Origin of the sequence: Rhodococcus sp. PvR044 (assembly GCF_040548995.1) — a bacterium.
Classification (GTDB): domain Bacteria; phylum Actinomycetota; class Actinomycetes; order Mycobacteriales; family Mycobacteriaceae; genus Rhodococcus_G; species Rhodococcus_G oryzae.
Genome location: NZ_JBEPSX010000012.1, coordinates 74,117 through 97,779 on the forward strand (window position 1 = coordinate 74,117; position 23,663 = coordinate 97,779).

The following is a 23,663-nucleotide window of genomic DNA, read 5'->3' on the forward strand; positions in this document are numbered from 1 at the left end:
GCCGTATCGCCCGGCGAGGGTCGACGGCGAGTCACAATCTGCTACGTCACAAAATCTTTGTTCGGTTTTTCGGTGGCGTCGGCTTGCGCAAGAGCCGTTCAACCTGTTCGCTTTCACTACTGATCCACACGGACCGGGTGCTGGAGGTTCAGCCCCGACAACAAAAGGAGGACACCACCGTGGTCGCCGCGGCGGACGCCCAGAACTATGCCCAGAAACTCGGCATCACCAATGACATGGTTGTTCAGGAACTGGGTTGGGACGAGGACACCGACGATGCGCTGCGCGCATCCGTGGAGGAGACCATCGGTGGGGAGCTCCTCGACGAGGATTCGGATGAGGTGATCGACGTGGTCCTGCTGTGGTGGCGGGACGGCGACGGAGACCTCGTCGACGCACTCATGGACGCGATCGGCCCCCTGGCCGACGAGGGTTTCGTGTGGGTCCTCAGCCCCAAGACCGGACAACCTGGCCATGTCGAGCCAAGCGAGATCGCCGAATCGGCACCGACGGCGGGTCTGACCCAGACCTCGGCGGCGAACCTCGGCCTGTGGAGCGGCAGTCGGCTGGTGCAGCCGAAGGCCCGCCCGGCCAAGCGCTGATCGCACTACTGCAGAAGGAACCCCCATGCCTCTCGACGTCGGTGCGATCGCTCCCGATTTCACCCTCAAGGACCAGAACAACCAGGAAGTCTCGCTCTCGGACTACCGGGGCAAGAAGAACGTCCTGATCGTGTTCTATCCGCTCGCCTTCACCGGTACCTGTCAGGGTGAACTCTGCAAGGTCCGGGACGGTCTGCCGAAGTTCGAGAACGACGACGCCGCGGTGCTCGCGGTCTCCGTCGGTCCGCCGCCCACGCACAAGATCTGGGCGGCGGAGCAGGGGTACACCTTCCCGTTGCTGTCGGACTTCTGGCCGCACGGTGCGGTGGCTCAGGCCTACGACGTGTTCAACGACAAGGCCGGGTTCGCGAACCGCGGAACCTTCGTCGTGGACAAGGAGGGCTACATCCGGTTCGCCGAGATGAACGGCCCCGGAGAGGCCCGTGACCAGGCAGCTTGGGAGAACGCGCTCGCCGCGCTAGATTCCTGAGTGCAATTCGGCGGGAAACCGTCGGATTCCGGGCGTGTAGCTCAGTGGTAGAGCTCTGGTTTTACACACCAGCGGTCGGGGGTTCGAAACCCTCCGCGCCCACCGCAGTGCTGACAGGCGAGTCGTCAATCTCGCTGTCGGACACCGAAGAAGCCCCCCGCCTCGACGAGGCGGGGGGCTTGTTCCGTCTGGTGGAGCGTGGACCGGATCCGGTCGGTCAGGATCCCAGCGGGAGGTTGTCGAAGATGAAGTCGTCCACGCCGAGCACACTGAGGAGACCGAAGTCCGTCGACCCGGCCGAGCCGAGGGGGTTCCCCTGTCGGTGCCAGGTTGTGCAGCCGACAGAGTCGAGCCGGTCGCCGGCGTCCAGGTCGACGATCCGGTACTCGGTGCTGGCACTGATGCCTTCGAGGCTCGGCTCGGTTTCGCCGGACTGGGTGAGGGCGAATTGGCAGGCGGCACCGGTGAAGCGGGAGTAGTACGACCCCGGCTCCACGTCGACGCCCGCCACATAGGGGTGGCTGGTGGTGCCGGGAATGCTCACCGGGAGCGCGCTGGCGATGCCTGCGGTGCCGATGGTGAGGCCGACGGCGGCGATGGTGGCGCCGATGATTCCTGCGGATCTACGCACTGTGGTTCTCCTCGTGGGTTTTTGGAGTGAACCAGGACACGTTAAAGGCTTCGTGATGATCCGGTCATGAAAGCCGGCAGTTCTCCTGCTTTCGGATAGCGGTCAGCCGCCGTACTGCGGACTCCACCAGGCGTCCTCGGCCGCGAGTCGATCGGCGACGCTCTGGGGCATCACGGAGCAGCTCTTCGGGGCGCCGAGCGGCGGATGGTCGCCAGCCGAGTCGGTGATGCCCACCGTCGCGACCGCGCCCTCCCAGCCGCCCATCTCGCTGATCCGCTGCGGCACCTTGTTCCTGGCATTGGCGACGGTGCTGGCCACCAGCCACGTCCCGTCGCTCTCGACGTCGACGCCACCACCCGGCGCCCGTCGGGCGTCCTCGCCGAGCGGCAGGAGGCCGGCCAATGTTGCTGCGTCCCAAGAGTTGCTGTCCCATGGCGGGCGGTTGAAGTAGTACCAGCTGGCGGAGCAGACGCCGTACAGGTTCGGCCCGAACTGGGCGTAGTTCAGGTACAGCTCGAGCTGCCGCTGATCGCCCATCAGGTTGAAGGGCCAGGACAGCACGGCCTCCACGCCCTTGCGGAAGACCCTGGTTCCGACCCACTCGCCTCGGATGAGGAACATGTTCTTCACCAGCTGCTGGGGGATGGTCGAGCCGGAGAGATCCTCACCGGACTCGAGATAAGTCTCGGTCCGATCGATGAAGTCGCTCATGTGGAACGGGCCCATGCGCGTGCCGAGCTCGGCGTCCTCGTGGGCGAGCACGGACGCGATGTAGTGCCTGCTGATGTGGTCGAGCGAGACTTCCTGGAAGACCGTGTCGCCCGGCGCGCTGTCGGTCAGCATGAACATCGTGCGCGGCGGCGTCCACACGCGGTAGATCACGGGCGTCACCACGAGCCATACGACGAATCCGATCACCATCCACTTCGTCCACCGGCGCCAGGCGGGCTTCCTGGACGGGGGTGCCGTGCCGTCGGGGAGTTCCGGCGTAGGCGGGAGCGGAGGCGTCGGAGTCGGAGGCAGCGGAGGCGGCGGCCAGATCGGAGCCTGCGGCTTCGCTCGTTGGTACTTCCAACTCGACTGGGGAGGTGGCCCGTACGGCGCAAGGTTGTCCGGCCGCGGGGTATCACGCGGGAGTGCCGGCCACGGCCGCCGCGATGTCGCGGCACTGTACCGAGGCTGGGGTCGGGGAATCGGACGGTTCCGGCCGTCGCCGAGTCGTTTGTTCATGGTGCGTGGAGGGCGTGAACGCGCCTCAGTTCCCGTCCGTGACGGTCAACCCGTGCTGGACGAAGCTTCGGTCCGCAGGCACCCTGAGGGCCGCACGCTGCTCGCCTTCGACATGGCCCTCAGCGGCGCACCGCGCGTATCTCGTGAACACACCTAAAGGTTACCGAAACAATCAGGTTGTCAATTGTGAGCTTCTGCTGGTTCCGTGCTGAGGGGCCGAGGCGAGCGCGGGCGTAGCATCGGGTGTATCGGATGCACCTCGAACGCGGCATTTTCGATCGCGTCGTCTCCGATTGGAATGAACCTGGCCGGTTCGCGGCCAAGGCAGGAGCGTCAGTCGTGACGCTGAATCATACGAGCCCGTCCCTGGGTCATCGCGATGCCCGTCAACCCCATGCGCGGCGGATACCAACGCTGCGGCTGCGGTTGAAGCCACGGCGTGCAGCCCGGGGGTTCGTCGATGGAGCGTGGTGGCCCAGGTCACCCGACTTGGCCACCGAAGTCCCCGGGCTACTGGCGGTGCTCGCCATTCGCCTCGGCCGGATCGACCGAGTGGTCTACAACATAAACGGGTGGGCGAAGGCGCCCGCATGGATCCGCAGTGGGGGACACGAAGTTCGATTGGACGGCTACCCATTTCAGCCGGTCAACACCCTGTACGTCGTCGGCGCGAACAGGAAGAGGATGGCGCTGCTGGTGGTCCCGCCCTACACAGAGCCCGACTACGCGCACGCGACCATGATGACCGCCGCCAAGCCGAACAGTGCGACCACGGCGGACGACCTGTTGATGGTCGGGGTACGCGAGGCGTCCCAGCTTGCCGCCCAGAATCGCTGGGATTCGGAAGGTGGGGCTGGGAAGGTGCGTCGACCATGATGCGCGACGGGGTCCGAAGCGTCGGGAATCACTTCGACATGGGTTCGCGACTGCACGAGACCGATGGCCTCCAGCCCTTTGAGCCGGCAACCCGCACATCGCGCATCCTCCTTCGGGCTCGAGGCGCGCCTGCCGGCCTGGTCGACGGCGCGTGGTGGCCGCGGACGACGAACCTGACGTTGGAATTGCATGACGTGATCAGCGCTGTCGCAACACATCTCGGTCGCACAGCCCGGGTTGCCTTCGCTTGGAATCCGCGCAGTGTCACGCAACGCGGCCTCGATCGACACGATGGAGTGCTCGTCTGCGGCCCAGTCGACGGTCAGCCACAGAACGTCATGTACCTGTTCGGGACCGATGGGTCACGGCTGGCGTTGCTGGTCGTCCCGCCGGACACCGAGGCGGACGGTGCCTATGCGGCGATGCGGCTTGCCGTGGGTGCATCCGAGGTGTGACGTCGTCGCCGGCCAGTCAGGCGATCTGATCGGTGCGTTCGGCGGGCGCGCCGTAGAGGTCGTCGAGGAGCCGCTCGCGGGCACCCGCGCGGCGCAGGCTCTCGAGCAGATCCGGCGACCGCAGCAGGTACGAGGTCTCGCGGAGGGCTTCGTAGTGGGACCGTGAGATCAGGACGGCGCTGCCGTTCTTTCCGCCGATCTCGATGGCGGCGGACTCATCGTTTGCCCTCCGGATCAACTTCTTCAGTCTCTTCCTCGCGGTCTTCACCTTCATTGCGGCCACAGCGCATCTCCATTCCCGACGGATCTGACTCGTGAATCCTGCCACCACGTGGTGGGGTTGAACGCATTTCTATGCCCCGGACACTCCCAAAATTCTGGATCCGCCGTTCGAAATGCCGCGTTTATCGCGCGGACTAGGGTCACGGTGTGCGTCTGATCAACATCATCCAGTCCTGGCGGCTCGTCCCCGTGTGGCTGCGCATCCTGCTGCTGCTCGCCGGTGGCGCCAAGGTGTGGGGCGCCGGGATCTACGCGGGATGCCACTTCGGCGGCAAGGACATCCGGATGGGGGTTGGCACTTTCGTGAATCGGGGGGTGTTCTTCGACGGCACCGCGCCGATCACGCTCGGCAGGCAGGTCGCGGTGGGGCACCAGGTCGCGTTCATCACCAGTACCCACGAGATGGGCCCTGAGGATGGGCGTGGTGGTCGCGTCTACGACCTGCCGATTGTCATCGGCGACGGCTGCTGGATCGGTGCGCGGGCGACGATCCTGCCCGGCGTCAACGTCGGGCCCGGCTGCATGATCGGCGCGGGCGCGGTGGTGACCAAGGACTGCGAGCCGAACGGACTGTACGCGGGGAATCCGGCGCGGCGGGTGCGGGACCTGCCCGCCTGAACGCGGATTTCCGCGCGCGGCTGTGCGTTTCGCGCGAGTCGCAACGCTGCGAGAGCGGGGCGGCGCGCACTCACGCCGCCCCACGGTCGGGCGCTACTTGTCGCAGGCGATGCCGTCCTTGTCCCGATCCAGTTTGGTGCTGTAGCCGGGGTCGCCCTTGTACATCGGGGCCGCCCCGGCCGCGATCGCGTCATCGCACGAGTCGAACTTGCCCGACGGAGAAGGCGCCTCGACGAGCGGCTGCGGCTTCGTGATCACCGGCGGCGGAGTGGGCCTCCGTTCCGACGTATCCGGAACGTAGGCGGGCGCGGGTGCGGCGCCGGGCGGACGGGTGGTGACGGGGGCGGGCGCGACGTAGGTCGTCGGCTTCGGCATCTCGACCAGCGGCGCCGGCTTCACGGGCGCGGGCACCGCCGAAGAGCGGGCGGGCGTGGTTGCGGGCGTCGACGGGCGTGCCGTCGTCGTGGGCACGGTCCTCGAGATGGTGGGGGAGGAGGCGGGTTCGCTCGTCGCCGAGCCCATGACGCCGGCGGTGACGGCGAGCACCGCCACCGCGACGGCGCCGGCCGCAAGGAGCGGGACGGTCTTCGACTTCTTTTTCGCCGCGGGCTCCGGCTCCGGTTCGGGCTCCGGCTCGGCCGGGATGACCGGGATGAGGGTGGTGGCGGTCGAATCCGGCGGCACGGGGCGCGTTGTCAACGTCCACTCGTCGCCGTTCCAGTACCGCTGGAATTCCGCGGCTCCGCTCGGCTCGGGATCGGGGTACCAGCCGGGAGGGGGTCCGCCGGGGTTCGTCATGGGTGGTGATACTCCTTTTGGGATGTGTGCCCGCAATGAGTATCAGACGGGGTGGGCGGCATCGACATTCCCCCGGCCCGTGACCGTTCGCCGACGTACGCTTGACCGATGAAGACGGGTGCAGTGCTGACGCTGGTCGGGCTCGCGGTGCTGGCCTTCGGCCTCGGGCTGGCGGCTGCCCGGCTGGAGAGCGTGGGCTGGACCATCGCGCTCGGACTGCTGTGGCTCGTCATCGCCGCGGGCGCCCTCGCCCGGATCCGTCGCAGCGGCTGACCGGTCAATTACCTTCCAGCTGGACCGAATCCGTGCGCCCTTCGCAGGGCGGCCCCCACAGTCCCGCGCCCGAGGCACGTGCCTCGCTCTCGGCCCGCGCGATCTCCTCGGTCAGCCGACCGGTGCTGCGGCCGTAGGCATACGCCTTGGCCATCCCGGCCCGGACGGCGGCTGTCCCGTAGTCGGAGCCGTCGGGCAGTGTCAGGTGGGCGAGGGTGCGGCCGTAGTCGTCGACGGCGTCCGCACGGGGATCGATCGTGACATGCACCGCGGCGCCGTCGAGCGTGGCGCGGGCGTAAGCGGTGGACTCGGGTCCCCAGCATCCGACGGTGTATCCCGCCTTCACCGTCTCGGGGGTGTCGATGCCCAGCACCCGGACCGTCAACTCCCCGTCGCCGTCACGCACGCGCACGGTGTCGCCGTCGTACGCGTACTCGACCGTCATCGTGCGCGGATCGACGGGCCCGGCGGGCTCGGTCACCGTCCACCGGTTCGGCGCCATCAGCGCCAGCCCTACCGCGAGGACGGCCCCCGCGCACAGGGCGAGAATCCACTTCCGCCGGGGCGCAGGGGCGTTCATCGGTCCGAGCCTAATCGGCGAGCACCCGGCGCATCACCGGTCGAGCCAGGAGCGCACTGGCCAGCACCAGGGCGATGCCTGCGGCCAGTGTGACTCCGAGCTGCAGCAGCGCCATCGGGCTGGTCACGATGGCGGCGCCGGTGAGGGGGAACAGGAACAGCAGGGCGCCGCCCGCGCCCGCCAGCGCCATCACCACCACCGGGGTGCGGACCTGCCGCATCCGGGCCCGGTCCATCACCTCGGGCGGCGTTCCCGCCAGCGCGAGGCTGCGGTAGAGCTGCCGGTTGTCCAGGATCGTGGACACCTGGGTGAGCGCCGAGGAGATCGCGGCGAGCGCGAACGTCGCGCCGAGGGTGAACAGAACGCCGGTCCGCAGGTCCGCGAAGAGGAACTCCTGACCCGGCTGGAGCTCCTGGCCCTCGCCGTTGCCGATCGCGGCGAGCAGCGAGGTGCCTGCCGCCACGAAACTGGCCATCGTGACGCCGCTGACGGTGCGCCACACGGACTTCGGGTTGTCGAGCACCCGGCGTGCGGCGATCAGCGAGGCGGCGTCCCTCGAGCGGGCGAGCATGATGCGGCCCAGCAGGGAGATCACGAACGGACCGATCAGGGCGACGACGCCGAAGCAGACCGCGAGCCCGATCAGGATCGCGGCGACGCCGGGCGCGCCGCCGCCGACGGCGGTCCAGCCGAACAGCACCGTGGCGGCGAGCGCCGCGATGAGTGCCTTGGGCGCGGGCCGGGGAGTGCCCTGTGCGACGCCGAGCGGGCTGACGAACACCTGCCGCATGCCGAGCATCGAGGTGAGTGCGGCCAGCGCCGTGATCCCGAGCACGACCGCGAGCAACGGCAGGGTGCCGACCCAGAGCTCGGCGACATCGAAGGTGCGGCCCTGGAACCGCAGCTGCGCGACCAGCGGCATCGCCGCGAGGTAGCCGACCACGCCGATCAGCGCGCCGACCAGGCCCTGCGCACCGGATTCGGCCGAGCACAGGGCCACGATCTGTCGCGGGGTGGCCCCGATCAGCCGCAGCGCGGCGAGCCGCTCGTCGCGGCGCCGCGCGCCGAGTCGTGCCGCGGCGAGGCCGAGGGTCACGGCGGGCACCACCATGAGGACCGAGGCCACGCCCGCGAGGGCGAGGTACGTCTGCGCCTCCGGCTCGCCTGCGCGGCCCTCGAAGGCGCCGTACCCGCCGAGCACCGTGAGCAGCAGCGCGGTGGAGGCGGCGAAGGCGGTGACCGGAAGGGCATAGGTGCTGATCGCCTTTCGGCCCTCGCCGCGCACCGTCAGCAGGGCGACGCGGGCGGTGGCGCTCATGCCGCCACCTGCTGCGCGGCGAGGGAACCGGCCTGCATCACCAGCGTGCGATCGCACCAGCGGGCCACCTCGAGGTCGTGGGTGACCACGACCAGGGCGGATCCGATCTGCTGTGCCGACTCCCGCAGCAGGCGCATCACCTCCCAGCTGGTCTGCGCGTCCAGCGCCCCGGTCGGCTCGTCGGCGAACAGGACCGTGGGTTTGGTCGCCAGTGCCCGGGCGATCGCCACCCGCTGCGACTGTCCGCCGGACATCTGGCCCGGCCTGCGGTCCTGCAGACCGTCCAGCCCGAGCGGCGCGAAAAAGGTGTTCGCGGTGGCCTTGGCGTCACGGATGGAGGCGCCGTTGAGGATCAGCGGCAGCGCGACGTTCTCGATCGCGGGCAGTTCCGGGAGCAGTTGACCTGACTGGAAGACGAAGCCGAAGGCCTCGCGCCGGAGGCGGCTGCGGTCGTTCTCGCCGAGATTCTGGATGTGCTGCCCGGCGAGCAACACCGCGCCGGTGTCCGGCTTGACGATCCCCGACATGCAGTGCAGCAGCGTCGACTTGCCCGACCCCGACGGGCCCATGATCGCGGTCGCGGTGCCGGCCTGGATCTCCAGGCTGACGTCGCGGAGCACGGGGGTCGGCCCGAAGGACTTGCCGAGTGCGTGCACGGACAGGACGGGTGGCGGGGTCGGGAGGCTCATGCCTCCACGGTCGTCGACGAGCGGGGTCCCTGGCATCGGCCCGCGGCCCGATTCTCGGCACCGTCGGGTCATTCCCAGGTATGACCCGACCCGGAGATCACCCCGACGACGCAAGGTCAGCGGGTGCCGGGACCCACGGTGTCGAAGGCCTCTGCGAGCAACTCGCCGATCACGTCGTCGATCTGGTCGGCGGCGGTGAAGAACATGCGATGGGTCCAGACCTTCTTGGTCGTCGCGAACGACTCGCGAAGCCGCGGATGCTCGACGCGTCGCAACAGGTCGATCGCCACCTCCAGCCTCGACGAGACGATGAATGCGGCGGCGAACACCCGGGAGCGGGCCCAGGCGACCTCGCTCGGGTGCACTCGCTCGTCGACGTCACCGAGCGCGAGCACCCGGTCCCGGAACAGGTACAGCAACTCCACCGCGGCGTCGTCGAGGCCCGCGGCGTACTCGTCGACGTCACCGGTCATGGGTCGACGGTAGTCGGCGGTCGGTGCGGTTGATAGAAATACCGGCGTGAACTTCAACGGCCGCGCGACGGCGAGGGCGGCCGGGATCCTGCTCGGGTACGCGGCGGATCGGGCACTGGCCGACCCCGTGCGGTGGCACCCGGTGGCCGGCTTCGGTCAGGCCGCGGCGCTCCTCGAACGGCGCACCTACTCCGATCACCGCCCGGCGGGCGCCGTGCACACCGCGGTCCTGGTCGGCGCGGTCGCGGGCGTGACCCTGGTCGCCGTGCGGTTCGGGCGCAGGCTGGGCTGGGCGGGGGAGACCGCGATCACCGCCGCCGCGACCTGGACCGCGCTCGGCGGCACCTCCCTTGTCCGCGTCGGCTCGGACATGGCCGCGCGTGTCGAGGGCGGCGACCTCGCCGGGGCCCGCGCGCTCATCCCGTCGCTGTGCGGGCGCGATCCGGACTCCCTCGACGCCGAGGGTCTGACCAGGGCGACGGTCGAATCGGTCGCCGAGAACACCTCAGACGCCACCGTCGGGCCGCTGTTCTGGGCGGCCGTCGCGGGCGCCCCTGGCGCACTCGGCTACCGGGCGATCAACACCCTCGACGCGATGATCGGCTACCGCTCGGAGCGGTACCTGAGCTTCGGCTGGGCCGCGGCCCGGCTCGACGACCTGGTGAATCTCGCGCCTGCCCGCGTGACCGGCCTGCTGGCCGTGCTCACCGCGCCTGTCGTCGGCGGTTCGCCTGCCGCCGCGGCGGCGGCGTGGCGTCGGGACGCGGCGGCGCATCCCAGCCCGAACGCCGGTGTCGCCGAGGCGTCGATGGCGGGCGCGCTCGGGGTCCGGCTGGGCGGCCGCACCGAGTATCCGCACGGCATCGAGGAGCGGCCCACGCTCGGCGACGGTCCGCCGCCCGCGACCGCGGACCTGCGGAGGGTGGTGCGACTCTCGTCCGCGGTGCAGATCGGGGCCGCGCTCGGGTCAGCGGCGCTTGCCGTAGCGATCGGCGAGCTTCGCCTCCGTCGCGGTCATCGCCGCGGGCTCCGGCTGCGGTGAACGGCTGAATCGGCGCCGCGGCAGCGTGATGTCGTCGGTGGCCGCGGTGGGTTCGGTGGCAGGCGCCGTGGCGGCGGGGGTCGCCGCGGGCTCCGGCGCGCGGGAGCGGCGGCGTTCGCGGATCTCGGCGCGCGCGAAGTAGATCAGCCCGAGCGGGGCCATGATCCCGAACGCCAGCCACTGCAGCCCGTACGACAGGTACGGGCCGGCATCGAGCTGCGGCAGCGGGATCGGCTTCAGGCCGCCCGGCTGGTCGGGGACGAGCTGGAAGTAGGCGTCGGCGGGCTCGAGGCCGAGCACCGAACCGATCTGGCCTGCGTCGATGAAGTAGACCTGCTCGTAGCCGTTCTCACGGATCGGGTCCTTGCCCGGCACGGTGCCCTCGGAGACGCGGGCCCGCGCGGTCACCGTCACCTGGTCGGTGGGGGCGGGCGCGAACGACGGCGGCACCGCGCCCTGCTCTGGGCGGGCGTACCCGCGGTTGACCAGGACGATCCGGCCGTCGGTCAGCCGCATCGGGGTGATCACCTCGTAGGCGGGTGAATCCTCGATCGAGCGCAGCCGGATCAGGACGTCGCTGCCGGGCAGATAGCTGCCGGTCACGGTCACCTGGCGCCACTCGTCGTCCCGGGCGAGCGGTCCGGACTCGGGCAGGATCGACTCCACGGTCACCGGCTCGGCGTTGCTCGACTCCTCGATGAGCTTGTTGCGGTGCTCGGTGTCGGTGTTCTTGCCGAGCTGCCACGGGGCGAGCACGGTGAAGCACATGAAGGCGAACCCGGCGACAACGGCGGCCAGCGCCAACCAGCCCGGACGCAGCAGAAACTTCAGCCTTCGCACGGTTCCACGGTACTTGCCGCGCCGACCCGCCCGGTCGACCGGTGTCCGATTCAGCGCTGCTCGCGCACCCACTGGAGCAGTCCGGGCACTGCGGCCTCGATCTGCTCGCGCACGAGCTCGAAGTCGGCGCGGTCGCCGTAGTACGGGTCCGGCACCGAGTCGCCGTCCGCGTCCGGGTCCGGGTCGAAGCTGCGCAGTAGCCGCCGCCGTTCCGCGGGCACCCCGAGATGCGCCAGCGCGCGGTCGTGCCCGGTGTCGAGCGCGACGACCAGGTCGGCGTCGAGGTGGTCCCGGTCGACCTGCGCGGCCCGGTGTCCGGTGGGGTAGCCGTGACCGCGCAGCACCGCGTTGGTGCGGTGGTCGGCCTCGTGCCCGACGTGCCAGTCGCCGGTGCCCGCGCTCGACACCCGGACCCGCGCGTCGAGGCCCGCCTCGCGCAGGTGCCCGAGCAGGATCTTCTCGGCCATCGGGGACCGGCAGATGTTGCCGGTGCAGACGAAGGTGATGTGGAGGTCAACGGGCTGCATCGAGGACCCTCCCGAGTTCGTCGACCGTGTCCACCGACCAGCGGGCGCCCTCGGCCTCCGCGGCGGAGCCGTAGCCCCAGCCGACGAACACCGTCGGGATGCCCCAGTGCGCGGCGCCGTGCACGTCGTGTTCGCGGTCGCCGACCATCACCACATCGGGGGTGCCGCCGCGCCCCGCGTCGATCGGTTCGATGCCGAGTCCGCGCAGCGCGTGCTCGATCACGTCGACCTTCGCGCGCCGCGCGGTGCCGTCGTCGGAGGCCCCGGCGATCACCTCGAAGTGCCCGGCGAGCGCGAAGTGCTCGAGGATGCGGCGCGCGAACCGTTCCGACTTCGACGTCGCGACCGCCAGCCGGGACCCGCGGCTCGCGGCGGCGGTGAGCAGGTCGCCGATGCCGTCGAACACCGCGTTCTCCGCCCAGCCGATCTCGTCGTAGCACTCGAAGTAGCTGGCCAGGGCGCGCTGGGTGGTCGCCTCGTCGAGCCCGAGCGAGCGCAGGGTGTCCACCATCGGCGGCCCGACGATGCGGTCGAGGACGTCGCCGTCGGGTTCGGGGGCACCGACCGCGGCCAGCGCGTGCCGGAAGCCGGCCACGATGCCGGGCGCCGAATCGGTGAGGGTGCCGTCGAGGTCGAAGAGTGTCACGCTGGGGCTCACGGCTCCATCCTGCCCGTTGTCCGGCACGGCGATGCGACCGCCATAAACTCCCTTCGTGGACACCCGCTCCCCGCAGTGGACCGACCTGCGGCATCACGGCGACATCGACGCCGAACCCGGACTGCTCGACTTCGCCGTCAACGTGCGCGGCGACGGGCCGCCCGACTGGCTGCGGCAACGACTGGTCGACGCGCTGGGAACGCTGGGTCGATACCCGGAGGTCGCGACGGAGGAGGCCGCGCGGGACCAGGTCGCGTCGCGGCACGGCCGCTGCCGCGACGAGGTACTGCTGCTCTCGGGCGGCGCCGAGGGGTTCGCCATGCTGCCGCGCCTCGCGCCCGCGCGGGCGGCGCTGATCCACCCCTCGTTCACCGAGCCCGAGTGGGCGCTGCGGGAGGCGGGCGTCGCGGTCGAGACGGTGATGCTCGACGAGCCGTACCGGCTCGACCCGGCCGCCGTCCCCGAGGGTGCGGACCTGGTGGTGATCGGCAACCCGACCAACCCGACGTCGGTGCTGCACCCCGCCGCGGACATCCTGGCGCTGCGCAGGCCCGGCCGGATCGTGGTCGTCGACGAGGCGTTCGCGGACGCCGTGCCCGGCGAGCCGGAGTCGCTGGCAGACATGTCCCTGCCCGACGTGCTGGTCCTGCGCAGCCTGACCAAGACGTTCGCGCTGGCGGGGCTGCGGTGCGGCTACGTGCTCGGCCCGCCGGAGTTGCTGGCCCGCCTGCAGGTCGGGCGGGCGCACTGGCCGCTGGGCAGCCTGCAGGTGGAGGCGATCCGGGCGTGCAGCGAGCCGGACGCCGTCGCGTGGGCGCGCCGCGAGGCCGACGTGATCGAAGCCGAGCGCGCGGAGATGGTGGCGATGCTGACCGAGGCGGGCGTCGCCGTGCACGGGCCTGCGCGGGGGCCGTTCCTGCTGCTGCGGGTCCCGGACGGCGAGGCGGTGCGGACGCGCCTGCGGGACAAGGGGATCGCGGTCCGCCGCTGCGACACGTTCCCCGGCCTCGGCCCCGACCACCTGCGGGTCGCGGTCCGGGAGGCCGCCCAGGCGAGGGTGTTGGTCGACGCGATGAGAGAGGTGCTGTGATGGCTGTTCGGCTGGCCGAGGTGATCGAGGCGCTGGAGCGGGCCTATCCGCCCGCGCTTGCCGCAAGCTGGGACTCCGTCGGCCTGGTGTGCGGCGACCCCGCCGATGAGGTGAACCGGGTGCTGATCGCCGTCGACGCCACCGAGTCGGTGGTCGAGGAGGCGCTGGCCTGGGGCGCGCAGCTGCTGCTGGTGCACCATCCGCTGCTGCTGCGCGGGGTGGACACCGTCGGCGCGCACACCCCGAAGGGCGCGCTGGTGCACCGGCTGATCCGGTCCGGCTGCGCGCTGTACACCGCGCACACCAACGCCGATTCCGCCGACCCCGGGGTGTCCGACGCGCTGGCGCGGGCACTGGGGCTGACGGTGACCGGCCCGCTGGACCCGGCGCCGTCAGAGCCGCTCGACAAGTGGGTGGTGATGGTCCCCACCACGGAGACCGACGCCGTGCGCAGGGCGCTGTTCGATGCCGGGGCCGGCGAGGTCGGCGACTATCGCGACTGCAGCTGGACGGTCACCGGCACCGGGCAGTTCCTGCCGGGTGCGGCCGCGAAGCCGGCGCTCGGCGAGGTCGGCCGGCTCGAGCGGGTGGCCGAGGATCGGGTGGAGGTGGTGGCCAGGCGGTCGCTGCGACGCCGGGTGCTCGGCGCGCTGCGCGGTGCCCACCCCTACGAGGAGCCTGCCTTCGACATCCTGGAGCTGGCGGACACCGGGTCGCCGCGGGGCATCGGCCGGATCGGTGAGCTGGCGGCGCCGGAGACGTTGCGCCAGTTCACCGCCCGGGTGCGGGCCGCGCTTCCCGAGACCACCTGGGGGGTGCGCGCGGCGGGGGACCCCGAGGCGCCGGTGCGGACGGTGGCGGTGTGCGGCGGATCCGGCGACTCGCTGCTCGGTGTCGCCGCGGCCCGCGGGGTAGACGCCTACGTGACGGCCGATCTGCGTCATCACCCCGCGGACGAGCACCTGCGCGCGGGCGGCCCGGCGCTGGTCGACGTCGCGCACTGGGCCAGCGAGTTCCCCTGGTGCGACCAGGCAAGGGGAGTGCTCGACGCCCGGTTCGCCGGGACCCCCGGATGGGCCAGCGCCGTGTCCGCGGTCCGCACCGACCCGTGGACGCTGGGTTCCTGCTAGCGGCCCGCCGCTGGGTTCCTGCTAGCGGTCGCCGTGATCCGGCGCTAGCTCGTCGCCGGCACCCGCTCGGGCACGCTCTCGTAGCGGCCGACGTCGATGGCGTTCGCGGCCCTGGTGGACATCCAGGCCAGCAGCCTGCTCAGCGGGCCGAAGGTCAGCACCCTGAACATCCGGTTGCGCTGGCCGAGCTTCTTCGCGGTCGGCGGGGCGAGGGTGGGGCCGGCGCCCTTGGCGACCTTCTGGCAGGCCGTCGCGTAGCCGCGGATCTGCTCCTCGTATCGCGCGAACGCGGCGCGATGGTCGCCGTCGGCGGCGGCCAGCTCGGCGGCCAGCACGTAGGCGCTGATCAGGGACATGCCCGCGCCCATCCCGCCGCAGGTGGCGCCGTAGCCGGCGTCCCCGATCAGGGCGATCCGGCCCTCGCTGTAGCGGTCCATCTCGACGACACTGATCGAGTCGAAGTAGAAGCTCGTCGCGGACTCGAGCTCGCGCATCAGGGTCGGCGTCTGCCAGCCGACGCCCGCCATGACGTCGGCGAGGATCCGCTTCTGCTGGTCGATGTCGCGGTGGTCGTAGTCGATCGGTGCCGACTCGAACAGGCACATGACCTCGCACTCGTCGCCGCCCCTGGTGCCGTACGCCATCACACCCACGCCCGGCTCGTTGTAGAGGACGCTGTCGTCGCCGAGCCCGATGCTGTTGGGCGCGTTGAAGATCGCGACGTAGTAGCCGGACTGGGTGAGGAACCGGGACTCGTCCCCGAAGGTCAGCTTGCGGACGTTCGAGTGCAGACCGTCGGCGCCGATCACCAGGTCGAAGGTGCGCGGGGCGCCGCGCTCGAAGGTGACGTGCACGCCCTCGGCGGTGTCGGTGAGTCCGGTGATCGAGTCGCCGAAGACGTACTCGGTGTGGTCTTCGGTCTTGTCGAACAGCAGCTGGGAGAGGTCGCCGCGCTGGATCTCGACGTCGCCTCCGGTGAACTCGGGCGGCAGGCTGGCCAATGTCCGGCCGTCGCCGTCGATGACGTTCAGTCGGCCCTCCGGCGTCCGGAGCTCGCGGATCTCGTCGAGGAGGCCCATTCGGGTGAGCATCTGCAGGTGCGCCGCACCGCGGAAGTCGACCGCCTGACCGCCCTCGCGCAGCCGCGGCGCGCGCTCGACGACGGTGGCGGAGAACCCGAAGCGGTGCAGCCAGAAGGCCAGCGCCGGGCCGGCCAGGCTGGCCCCGGAGATGAGGACGTTGCCGCGGCGTGCCGTTGTCGACTCGATCATGGGTGCCTCCATATAGTTTGTTGTGAATCGCATTCACTGTGAATGCCGTTCACGATTGAGTGTAGGTTATACACAGTTTTGGTTCGCGGTCAATCGCGGACCGTTGCGGCAACGGAGGAGAAGCGCATGACGTCGGCATTCGAGCTGTTGTGGCGGGACGAGGAACCCGCGCGCCGGGGGCGGCGCCCGAGCCTGAGCGTCCGCGAGGTGGTCGCGGCCGCCGTCGGTATCGCCGACGCGAATGGGCTCGAGGCGGTGTCGCTGCAGCGCGTGGCCGCCGAGTTCGGGTTCACCACCACCTCGCTGTACCGCTACGTCCCCGACAAGGCGACGCTGCTCACGCTGATGCTGGACGAGGCGATCGGCGCCCCGCCCGATCTGAGCGGCGTCGAGGGTGGGTGGCGGCCGCGGCTGGAGGCCTGGGCGCGCGAGCTGCATCGCCTGTTCGTGCGGCGCCCCTGGCTGCTCGCGTCGACCGGCGATCAGGGGGTGATGGGTCCGAATCAGCTCGGCTGGATGGACTCCGCGCTGCGGGCATTCGCCGACACGGGGCTCGAGCACCGCGATGTCCACCAACTGTTCCTGCTGCTCCTCGGGCACGTGCGCGGCGTCGCCGGTCAGGCGGCGATGCCCGACGCGGTGTCCGAGCAGTGGCGCGCCGAGTGGCTCGGTTCGGTCTCCGCGATCGTCGATCGCCGCCGGGGTGACTATCCGGCGCTGATCGAGTCCATCGACGGCGGCGGATTCGAGCCGGGGGACCGGGTCGGGCTCGAACTCGGACTGCGGTGCGTCCTCGACGGAATCGAGGCATTCGTCGGGCGGGCGCGGTGACCGCTGCGTAGCGGTACTGGCAGTGCCCCGCAGAGCGGTACGGTAGCGGGGCCAATATCCCCACTCAGCACAAGCAGGAGCCCGCCCGCGTGAACGTCGAACCCCGGATTCAGGCCAAGCTGCTCGACCTCGCCGCGGTGGATACCGAGCTGGCGAGGATCGCGCACCGCCGCCGGACGCTGCCCGAGCAGGAAGAGGTGCAGCGCCTCGAGTCCGACCGCGTGGCGCGCAAGGACGCCGCGGTCGCGGTGGAGATCGTCCTCGACGACCTGGATCGGGACATCAAGAAGCTCGAGGGCGAGGTGGACGCCGTCCGCCAGCGCGAGGAGCGCGATCGGAAGCTGCTGCAGAGCGGCACCGTCGGCGCCAAGCAGCTCACCGAGCTGGAGCACGAACTCGGCAGCCTCGAGCGCAGGCAGTCGATCCTCGAGGACGAACTGCTCGAAGTGATGGAGCGTCGCGAGGCCTCGCAGTCGGACTACGAGCACGCGGGCGCGCAGCTGAGCCAGATCGACGACGCCCTCATCGACGCCAGTCGTCGCCGCGACGACGCCGCCGCCGACCTCGACGCGGCCGAGCAGCGGTGTGTGAGCGACCGGGCCGCGCTCGAGCCGGAGTTCCCGGCCGACCTGCTGGCCATCTACGACCGTCAGCGGTCCGCCGGTGGCGCCGGGGCCGCGTTGCTGCAGGCCCGCCGGTGCGGCGCGTGCCGGATCGAGATCGACCGCGGCGAGATCTCCCGCATCGCCAAGGCCGATCCGGAGACGCTGATCCGCTGCCCCGAGTGCAACGCGATCATGGTGCGTACCAAGGAATCCGGTCTGTGACTGACCCCGGGGGTCGCTCCGTGGGTCACGTCTTCGTGGAGGCGGACGGCGGCTCGCGGGGGAACCCGGGACCGGCTGGCTACGGCGCGGTCGTCTTCGCCTCCGACCACGACCGGGTGCTGGCCGAGCGTGGCGAGTCCATCGGCATCGCGACCAACAACGTCGCCGAGTACCGCGGGCTGATCGCGGGGCTGACGGCCGCCGCGGAGCTCGGCGCCCGGTCGGTGTCGGTGCGGATGGACTCGAAGCTGGTCGTCGAGCAGATGTCCGGGCGCTGGCAGGTCAAGCATCCGGACATGAAGCCGCTCGCCCGGCAGGCGGGCGAACTGGCCGCCGGTTTCGACCGGGTGGACTACACGTGGATCCCGCGTGCCGAGAACTCGCACGCCGACAAGCTCGCGAACGAGGCCATGGACGGGCAGCCGACGAACCTGACGGCCCCCGCCCCGGCGGTGGTCGCCGCGACGACCGAGAAGCAGGAGTCCGCCCCGGTGTCACCGGGATGGACCGGCGCGCTCGGGAAGCCGACCAGGATGCTGCTGCTGCGGCACGGGCAGACCGCGCTGTCGGTCGAGCGCCGTTACTCGGGCCGTGGCAACCCGGAGCTGACCGACCTCGGCCTGTCGCAGGCCCGCGCGGCCGCGAAGCGGATCGGCGAACGCGGCGGCATCACCGCCGTCCTGTCGTCGCCGCTGGGTCGGGCGCGGCAGACGGCCGAGGCGGTGGCCGCCGAGCTGTCGCTGCCGGTCCGGGTCCACGAGGGTCTGATCGAGACGGATTTCGGTGACTGGGAGGGGCTGACCTTCGGGGAGGCGTCCGCGCGCGACCCCGAGCTGCACCGCCGGTGGATCTCCGACACCTCCGTTCGGCCGCCCGGCGGCGAGAGTTTCGACGAGGTGCGAGCGCGCATCGAGCGGGCGCGCGACGACCTCGTGGCCGAGTTCCCCGGCGCGAACCTGCTGCTCGTCTCGCACGTCACGCCCATCAAGACCCTGCTGCAGATGGCGCTCGATGTCGGGCCGTCGCTGCTCTACCGGCTGCACCTGGACCTGGCATCGCTGTCCATCGCCGAGTTCTACCCCGACGGCGGCGCCTCGGTGCGCCTCGTCAACGACACCTCGCACCTCTAGTGCGGCCGCGCCGCCCGTGAGTGATCTGTGCCCCGACCGGGGTGCAAATCACTCACCGGCGCGAAGCGCGTTTCTTAGCGGGAGTAACATGCTCCGGGTGAACTCGCTGCTGACCAGTCGACGGTATGTCGACAACTGTCTGCAGGCGAGCGCTGTCTGTATGCGCTGACCCATCCATTCCCGCCACCCGGTCGACCTCTGTCCCGGGCCCGGCGTCTGTCAGCACTCCCCGCGCACCCACGCTCGCACGAGCGTGCCTGCTGCTGCGCACCCATCACGAAAGGTCCGTCACATGTCGGCCCCCACCCTCGCCCGCACCAGGCGCCTGCCCGGCTGGGCAACCTCCTTCGGTCCCCAGATCGTCGTCGGCCTGATCGCGGGCGTCCTCATCGGTCTGCTGGCCCGCTCGATGCCCCTCGCCGACGACGGCAGTCCCAACTGGCTGACCAGCACCGTCACGACCATCGGTTCGAGCTACGTCGCGCTGCTGACCGTCGCGGTGATTCCGCTGGTCTTCACGGCGATCGTCAGCTCCATCGCCAATCTCCGCCAGGTGGCCAATGCCGCCCGCCTCGCCGTCCAGACGCTGCTGTGGTTCGCGATCACCGCGTTCATCGCGGTGCTGATCGGCATCGCGGTCGGGCTGATCACCCAGCCCGGCGCGAACACGTCCGTCAATCCCGACGACGCAGGGGTCCCGAAGGGGTCCGGCTCCTGGTGGGCGTTCCTGACCGGCCTGGTGCCGCAGAACTTCCTCGCCCTCGGCGCGAAGACGACGGTCACGGACGCCGGTGTCGCGACCACGTCCCTGAGCTTCAACGTCCTGCAGCTGCTGGTCATCGCGATCGCGGTCGGGATCGCGGCGCTCAAGGTGGGCAAGAAGGCCGAGCCGTTCCTGGAACTGAACGCCTCGCTGCTCGCGATCGTGCAGAAGGTGCTCTGGTGGATCATCCGCCTCGCCCCGATCGGCACCGCCGCGCTGATCGCGAAGGCCGTGGCCACCTACGGGTGGGACGCGATCGGTCAGCTGGGCGTGTTCACGTTGGCCGTCTACATCGGCCTGGCGATCGTGTTCTTCGTCGTGTACCCGATTATCGTTCGCGCGCACGGGCTCTCGGTCAAGCAGTTCTTCTCCGGGGTGTGGCCGGCCACTCAGCTCGGCTTCGTGTCGCGCTCCTCGATCGGGACCCTGCCGCTGACCGAGCGGGTCACCGAGCGCAACCTGGGCGTGCCGCGTGAGTACGCGTCGTTCGCGGTGCCGCTCGGCGCGACCACCAAGATGGACGGCTGCGCCGCGATCTACCCGGCCATCGCCGCGATCTTCGTGGCCCAGTTCTACGGCATCGACCTGAGCCTGACGGACTACCTGCTGATCGTCGTGGTCTCGGTGATCGGTTCGGCCGCCACCGCGGGCACCACCGGCGCCACCGTGATGCTCACGCTGACCCTGTCCACCCTGGGGCTCCCGCTCGCGGGTGTCGGGCTGTTGCTGGCCGTCGAGCCGATCGTCGACATGGGTCGGACCGCGCTCAACGTCACCGGGCAGGCGCTGGTTCCGACCATCGTCGCCAAGCGGGAGGGGATCCTCGACGAGGAGCTCTACAACGCGCCCCGCAACGGCGACCCGTTCGCCGACGAGGACCCCGAGCTGCCGCCTGCCGTGGAAAAGGCAAGCGTGACCGTCTGACCGGACCCCGGGAGCTGTCCCCGATCCGAAGCGCCCCGTCTCCCTTGTGTGGAGGCGGGGCGCTTCGTGTTCTCGGGGGACCGCGTCAGGACGCGTCCTGCCCGGTGAGGCGTTCCGCCTGTGCCCGCCCGACGGCCCCAGCGCGGTTCAGGTAGTCGGCGATGACCGCCAGCTCGTCGTCGCGGTAGGTCTCCAGGACTGCGCCGAAGGCCTTCCCCGGCACGTCCCACGCCGCGCCGATCCGCGCCCTGGCCTCGGGGGCAAGCGTGACCAGGGACTTGCGGCGGTCCTGCGGGTCGGCGTGACGTTCCACGAGTCCGGCCTTGGCCATGCGGTCGACCAGGCGGGTCGCCGATCCCGAGGTCAGCCCGGTCAGCCTGGCGATCTCGCCGGTGCTCACCGGTCCCGGCTCGACGTCGAGCAGTGCGACGCACTGCAGGTCGGTGGGATGCAGGCCGAGATGATCCGCCATCGCCTGGTTGAACCGCATGTAGTCGGCGTAGTGCCGCTGGCTGTCGACGGCGATCTTTTCCAACAATTCCGTACGGGTTGACACCGGGGACCTCCCTGCCTAAATTTATCTGCGTGACGCAGAGAATGCGTCACGCAGAATCTGTGTAGTGCACACAGAATACTCCAGTGAAGGGAACCTCATGACGATCCTCGTCACCGGCAGCCGAGGCGCCGTCGCCCAGCGCCTCATCGCCCTCCTCGACGCCAGGGGGCTGCCGTATCGCGCGGCCTCCAGCAACCCGCAGGACCCGTCCACGATCCGCTGCGACCTGACCGATCCGGCCGACTTCGCCGCCGCGCTGGACGGGGTGACCTCGGTCTTCCTCTACGCCGCGGCCGCGCAGATCGAGGCCTTCATCGCCGCGGCGACGGCGGCGGGCGTCGAGCACATCGTGCTGCTGTCCTCGTCGTCCGTTCTCGCGCCGGACGCCGCCACCGACGTCATGGCCAGGTCCCACCTCGACGTGGAGACCGCCCTGCTGGCGTCGCCGATCCGCACGACGCTGCTCCGGCCCGGCGCGTTCGCAGGCAACGCGCAGGCCTGGGCGTGGCCAATCAGGTCCGGCAGTCCGGTGAGCCTGCCGTATCCCGGCGCCCACAACGACCCGATCCACGAGGAGGACGTCGCCGAAGCCGCGCTGGCCGTGCTCACCGATCCCGGCCTCGCCGGTCGCGCGTATACCCTCTCCGGTGCCGAATCCGTCACGTTCGCCGACCAGATCGAGGTCCTCGCCCGAGTCATCGGCACGCCCATCGCCGTCAACCACGTGACCGGTGACGCCTGGAAGGCCGAGATGGCCGAGCACGTCCCCGCGGACTACGCCGATGCGCTCCTGAAGTGGTGGCGGTCCAGCGACGGCACGCCCGTCGAGCTCACGGACCACGTCCGGGTCCTCACCGGCCACGGACCTCGCAGCTTCACGACGTGGGCGCAGGACCACGCGGCCGAGTTCGCCGCAGGCTGATCCGGCCGGACCTGCCATGTCAGAGCGCCAGCCAGAGCGCGGCGACGGCGCCGACAATGGTCAGGGGTGTGCTGATCACGCCGAGCGCGGTGAAGGTGCCCAGCGTCGGCGGCTGCCCACAGCGCGTCGCGACCCGGCGCCACAACAGCGTTGCCAGGGAACCGGTGTAGGTCAGGTTCGGCCCGAGGTTCACCCCGATCAGCATCGCCAAGAGCAGCCCGGTCGGTGCGCCGGGCCCGAGGGCGCCGATCATCAGGAGGGTGGCCGGCAGGTTGTTGACCAGGTTGGCGGCGAGCGCGGCCACCGACGCCGTCAGGAGCAGGGCGGTGAACGACTCCGAATGCGGCAGTAGGTCTCCGACCCGGTCGCCGACCGCCCCGTCGGTCAGGGGGGCGACGAGGATCCCCAGCGCGAGGACGAAAACCGCAAAGTAGGGATCGGCCGCGGCGAGCATCGACCGCGGCCTGGTGCGCCCCTCCTTCAGTGCGGGCACGCCGAGCAGGACAGCCCCGGCGACCGCGATCCACGCCGGGGCCACCCCGACGAGGCCGGACAGCGCGAAGCCCAAGAGGGTAAGACCAAGGACCGTCAGGGCCCAGCGCGGCGGCGGCACGATCCGCGCCGGCGTCGGGGCCGGTTCTGGCGGCGCGGCGAGGTCGCGCGCGAAGAAGAGCCGGAACACGGCGAGCTCCACCGCGATCGCGACGACCCACGGCAGTGCCATCAGGGAGGCGAAGTGGAGGAACCCGAGGCCGGTCGCCGAGAAGGCCAGCAGGTTCGTCAGGTTCGAGACCGGCAACAACGTCGATGCCGAGTTGGCCAGGTGCGCCGCGGCATAGTTCACCGGGCGCGCCGAGATGCCCATCCTCGTCGCGGTCGCCAGGATCGCGGGCGTCAGCAGCACCACCGTGGCGTCCAGGCTCAACACAGCGGTGGTGATCGCGCAGGCGGCGAATGCCAGCCCCAGCAGCCGCTTCGGGCGACCCCGGGAACCTCGCCGCAGGACCGACGCGGTCCAGGTGAACACGCCGCTCGCGTCCGCGAGGTGGGCGAGCACGAGGATCGCGGCGAGGAACGCCACGGTCGGACCGAGCGTGCGCACCTCCGCCAGCGCCTGTGCCGGGGTGACCGCCCCGACGGCCACCACGATCACGGCGGCGGGCGCGGCGACGGCCACCTCGGGCAGTCCGTGCGGACGGAGGATCGCGGCGGCCAGCACCAGGGCGACGAGGGCGCCGACAAGCCAGACCATTCGGCGGGTGCCTCAGCCGACCGTCACAACAGCTTGCGCAGCGTGCGCAGGTTCCGGTTGGTGGTCGTCGACTTGTACTTGGCCTTGGCGCTGAGCTTTCCGAACGGGCTCTGCAGCGTCTCGCCTCGTTCGACGTGCCAGTACAGGACGCCGTCGCCGAGCGCGACCGCCTCGTCGCCGAGCGCGAGAGACTGTGCGGCGGCGAACATGTCGTCCAGCGACGCCGGGTCCGAGGACAGCAGCACGTACGGGTGCCACCCGTCCCGGTCGGCCTCGAACGGGAAGCCCTCGACGATCGCGGCCAGGCTCTGGTGGTCCACCAGGACGATCCAGGCGTCGTAGCCGAACCTCTCCCGCAGGCAGGCCTCGATATCGGACTTGATCGCCCCGCGGTCCGCGCGGTCGGAGTCGAAAAGCACATTGCCCGAGGCCAATACGGTCTTGACGTTGTCGAAACCGAGGCTCGAGATCGCGTCCTTGAGGTCCGCCATCTTGATGTTGATCCCGCCGACATTGATGCCCCGCAGCAACGCGATGTATCTGGCCATGGCTAGACCGTAGACAGTCGACGCCGGTCAAACAAGC

At 70.5% G+C, this 23,663-nt stretch carries 29 protein-coding genes and 1 tRNA gene; 15 read left to right on the top strand and 15 right to left on the bottom strand.

Translation table 11 applies throughout. The features are described 5' to 3' along the window. The first annotated feature begins 179 nt into the window (after positions 1–179). From ABIC28_RS23085 to ABIC28_RS23095, 3 genes are all read left to right on the top strand, one after another. A complete protein-coding gene (locus ABIC28_RS23085) occupies positions 180–602 on the top strand; it encodes a DUF3052 domain-containing protein (protein ID WP_097212206.1) in 423 nt (140 codons plus the stop codon). A 25-nt stretch (positions 603–627) separates the two neighbouring features. Beyond that, entirely contained in the window at positions 628–1,092 is a 465-nt protein-coding gene (locus ABIC28_RS23090; protein WP_097212084.1) for a peroxiredoxin, read from the top strand. Between the two features lie 30 nt (positions 1,093–1,122). Beyond that, positions 1,123–1,194: transfer RNA gene (locus ABIC28_RS23095), tRNA-Val, on the top strand. A gap of 115 nt (positions 1,195–1,309) precedes the next feature. Here ABIC28_RS23095 and ABIC28_RS23100 read toward each other — a convergent pair. Further along, positions 1,310–1,723 carry a hypothetical protein gene (locus ABIC28_RS23100; protein ID WP_209926700.1) on the bottom strand — a complete coding sequence of 138 codons (414 nt, stop codon included), beginning with the start codon at positions 1,721–1,723 and terminating at the stop codon, positions 1,310–1,312. A 102-nt stretch (positions 1,724–1,825) separates the two neighbouring features. Further along, positions 1,826–2,644, bottom strand: coding sequence for a transglycosylase domain-containing protein (locus ABIC28_RS23105; RefSeq protein WP_099459052.1), 819 nt, complete (start codon positions 2,642–2,644; stop codon positions 1,826–1,828). Between the two features lie 735 nt (positions 2,645–3,379). On the opposite strand from ABIC28_RS23105, the gene ABIC28_RS23110 reads away from it, so the two are divergent. Both ABIC28_RS23110 and ABIC28_RS23115 read left to right on the top strand, forming a co-directional pair. Continuing rightward, on the top strand, positions 3,380–3,829 hold the full coding sequence (locus ABIC28_RS23110) for a DUF5994 family protein (protein WP_373560256.1): 450 nt from the start codon (positions 3,380–3,382) through the stop codon (positions 3,827–3,829). Beyond that, positions 3,826–4,284 (top strand): DUF5994 family protein, encoded by a 459-nt coding sequence (locus tag ABIC28_RS23115; protein WP_245220970.1) that lies wholly within the window; start codon positions 3,826–3,828, stop codon positions 4,282–4,284. Before ABIC28_RS23110 ends, ABIC28_RS23115 begins: the two co-directional genes overlap by 4 nt. Before the next feature lie 16 nt (positions 4,285–4,300). Here the strand turns inward: ABIC28_RS23115 and ABIC28_RS23120 are convergent, their stop codons facing one another. Beyond that, entirely contained in the window at positions 4,301–4,558 is a 258-nt protein-coding gene (locus tag ABIC28_RS23120; protein ID WP_245221494.1) for a type II toxin-antitoxin system Phd/YefM family antitoxin, read from the bottom strand. A 155-nt stretch (positions 4,559–4,713) separates the two neighbouring features. On the opposite strand from ABIC28_RS23120, the gene ABIC28_RS23125 reads away from it, so the two are divergent. After that, on the top strand, positions 4,714–5,184 hold the full coding sequence (locus tag ABIC28_RS23125) for an acyltransferase (protein ID WP_209926696.1): 471 nt from the start codon (positions 4,714–4,716) through the stop codon (positions 5,182–5,184). Between the two features lie 93 nt (positions 5,185–5,277). On the opposite strand, the gene ABIC28_RS23130 is transcribed toward ABIC28_RS23125, so the two are convergent. After that, complete coding sequence (locus ABIC28_RS23130; protein ID WP_354581064.1) at positions 5,278–5,982, bottom strand: excalibur calcium-binding domain-containing protein; 705 nt, start codon at positions 5,980–5,982, stop codon at positions 5,278–5,280. A gap of 108 nt (positions 5,983–6,090) precedes the next feature. Between ABIC28_RS23130 and ABIC28_RS23135 the strand changes: the two genes are divergently transcribed. Next, the gene (locus ABIC28_RS23135) at positions 6,091–6,255 is read left to right on the top strand and encodes a hypothetical protein (RefSeq protein ID WP_189636474.1); all 165 of its coding nucleotides are present in this window, start codon (positions 6,091–6,093) and stop codon (positions 6,253–6,255) included. Between the two features lie 4 nt (positions 6,256–6,259). Here ABIC28_RS23135 and ABIC28_RS23140 read toward each other — a convergent pair whose 3' ends face one another. The 4 genes from ABIC28_RS23140 to ABIC28_RS23155 all read right to left on the bottom strand — a co-directional run bounded on the left by ABIC28_RS23140 (position 6,260) and on the right by ABIC28_RS23155 (position 9,315). Next, the gene (locus ABIC28_RS23140; protein WP_354581066.1) at positions 6,260–6,835 is read right to left on the bottom strand and encodes a thermonuclease family protein; all 576 of its coding nucleotides are present in this window, start codon (positions 6,833–6,835) and stop codon (positions 6,260–6,262) included. A 10-nt stretch (positions 6,836–6,845) separates the two neighbouring features. Then, positions 6,846–8,153, bottom strand: coding sequence for an FtsX-like permease family protein (locus ABIC28_RS23145; protein WP_269589264.1), 1,308 nt, complete (start codon positions 8,151–8,153; stop codon positions 6,846–6,848). After that, positions 8,150–8,842 carry an ABC transporter ATP-binding protein gene (locus tag ABIC28_RS23150; protein ID WP_269589265.1) on the bottom strand — a complete coding sequence of 231 codons (693 nt, stop codon included), beginning with the start codon at positions 8,840–8,842 and terminating at the stop codon, positions 8,150–8,152. The genes ABIC28_RS23145 and ABIC28_RS23150 overlap by 4 nt, the downstream gene beginning before the upstream one ends. 116 nt (positions 8,843–8,958) lie before the next feature. After that, complete coding sequence (locus tag ABIC28_RS23155) at positions 8,959–9,315, bottom strand: DUF5655 domain-containing protein (protein WP_097212093.1); 357 nt, start codon at positions 9,313–9,315, stop codon at positions 8,959–8,961. Between the two features lie 46 nt (positions 9,316–9,361). Between ABIC28_RS23155 and ABIC28_RS23160 the strand changes: the two genes are divergently transcribed. After that, the gene (locus ABIC28_RS23160) at positions 9,362–10,357 is read left to right on the top strand and encodes a cobalamin biosynthesis protein (RefSeq protein ID WP_209926687.1); all 996 of its coding nucleotides are present in this window, start codon (positions 9,362–9,364) and stop codon (positions 10,355–10,357) included. On the opposite strand, the gene ABIC28_RS23165 is transcribed toward ABIC28_RS23160, so the two are convergent. The 3 genes from ABIC28_RS23165 to ABIC28_RS23175 are packed head-to-tail and all read right to left on the bottom strand — an operon-like array spanning position 10,283 to position 12,382. Then, positions 10,283–11,197 (bottom strand): SURF1 family cytochrome oxidase biogenesis protein, encoded by a 915-nt coding sequence (locus tag ABIC28_RS23165; RefSeq protein ID WP_097212209.1) that lies wholly within the window; start codon positions 11,195–11,197, stop codon positions 10,283–10,285. The genes ABIC28_RS23160 and ABIC28_RS23165 overlap by 75 nt on opposite strands. Before the next feature lie 50 nt (positions 11,198–11,247). Then, complete coding sequence (locus tag ABIC28_RS23170; protein WP_354581070.1) at positions 11,248–11,724, bottom strand: low molecular weight protein-tyrosine-phosphatase; 477 nt, start codon at positions 11,722–11,724, stop codon at positions 11,248–11,250. Continuing rightward, the gene (locus ABIC28_RS23175; protein ID WP_209926682.1) at positions 11,711–12,382 is read right to left on the bottom strand and encodes an HAD hydrolase-like protein; all 672 of its coding nucleotides are present in this window, start codon (positions 12,380–12,382) and stop codon (positions 11,711–11,713) included. The genes ABIC28_RS23170 and ABIC28_RS23175 overlap by 14 nt, the downstream gene beginning before the upstream one ends. A 55-nt stretch (positions 12,383–12,437) precedes the next feature. On the opposite strand from ABIC28_RS23175, the gene cobC reads away from it, so the two are divergent. Beyond that, positions 12,438–13,472, top strand: coding sequence for an Rv2231c family histidinol phosphate aminotransferase CobC (gene cobC / locus ABIC28_RS23180; protein WP_354581073.1), 1,035 nt, complete (start codon positions 12,438–12,440; stop codon positions 13,470–13,472). Next, positions 13,469–14,602 (top strand): Nif3-like dinuclear metal center hexameric protein, encoded by a 1,134-nt coding sequence (locus ABIC28_RS23185; protein WP_209926677.1) that lies wholly within the window; start codon positions 13,469–13,471, stop codon positions 14,600–14,602. The genes cobC and ABIC28_RS23185 overlap by 4 nt, the downstream gene beginning before the upstream one ends. A 44-nt stretch (positions 14,603–14,646) precedes the next feature. Here ABIC28_RS23185 and ABIC28_RS23190 read toward each other — a convergent pair whose 3' ends face one another. After that, positions 14,647–15,873, bottom strand: a complete 1,227-nt coding sequence (locus ABIC28_RS23190) for an FAD-dependent monooxygenase (protein ID WP_354581075.1) — start codon at positions 15,871–15,873, stop codon at positions 14,647–14,649. A gap of 126 nt (positions 15,874–15,999) precedes the next feature. Between ABIC28_RS23190 and ABIC28_RS23195 the strand changes: the two genes are divergently transcribed. From ABIC28_RS23195 to ABIC28_RS23210, 4 genes are all read left to right on the top strand, one after another. Further along, positions 16,000–16,704, top strand: coding sequence for a TetR/AcrR family transcriptional regulator (locus tag ABIC28_RS23195; protein ID WP_354581077.1), 705 nt, complete (start codon positions 16,000–16,002; stop codon positions 16,702–16,704). Between the two features lie 89 nt (positions 16,705–16,793). After that, the gene (locus ABIC28_RS23200; RefSeq protein ID WP_097212099.1) at positions 16,794–17,531 is read left to right on the top strand and encodes a zinc ribbon domain-containing protein; all 738 of its coding nucleotides are present in this window, start codon (positions 16,794–16,796) and stop codon (positions 17,529–17,531) included. Between the two features lie 20 nt (positions 17,532–17,551). Further along, a complete protein-coding gene (locus tag ABIC28_RS23205) occupies positions 17,552–18,661 on the top strand; it encodes a bifunctional RNase H/acid phosphatase (RefSeq protein WP_354581125.1) in 1,110 nt (369 codons plus the stop codon). Between the two features lie 292 nt (positions 18,662–18,953). Continuing rightward, positions 18,954–20,348, top strand: a complete 1,395-nt coding sequence (locus tag ABIC28_RS23210; RefSeq protein WP_097212100.1) for a dicarboxylate/amino acid:cation symporter — start codon at positions 18,954–18,956, stop codon at positions 20,346–20,348. A gap of 85 nt (positions 20,349–20,433) precedes the next feature. On the opposite strand, the gene ABIC28_RS23215 is transcribed toward ABIC28_RS23210, so the two are convergent. Then, on the bottom strand, positions 20,434–20,904 hold the full coding sequence (locus tag ABIC28_RS23215) for a MarR family winged helix-turn-helix transcriptional regulator (RefSeq protein ID WP_209926669.1): 471 nt from the start codon (positions 20,902–20,904) through the stop codon (positions 20,434–20,436). A 97-nt stretch (positions 20,905–21,001) separates the two neighbouring features. On the opposite strand from ABIC28_RS23215, the gene ABIC28_RS23220 reads away from it, so the two are divergent. Further along, complete coding sequence (locus ABIC28_RS23220; RefSeq protein ID WP_097212101.1) at positions 21,002–21,826, top strand: SDR family oxidoreductase; 825 nt, start codon at positions 21,002–21,004, stop codon at positions 21,824–21,826. Between the two features lie 19 nt (positions 21,827–21,845). Here ABIC28_RS23220 and ABIC28_RS23225 read toward each other — a convergent pair whose 3' ends face one another. Next, positions 21,846–23,078 (bottom strand): SLC13 family permease, encoded by a 1,233-nt coding sequence (locus tag ABIC28_RS23225; protein ID WP_097212102.1) that lies wholly within the window; start codon positions 23,076–23,078, stop codon positions 21,846–21,848. Positions 23,079–23,101: 23 nt separating this feature from the next. Beyond that, positions 23,102–23,626, bottom strand: coding sequence for a DUF1697 domain-containing protein (locus tag ABIC28_RS23230; RefSeq protein ID WP_097212103.1), 525 nt, complete (start codon positions 23,624–23,626; stop codon positions 23,102–23,104). Between the last annotated feature and the right edge of the window lie 37 nt (positions 23,627–23,663).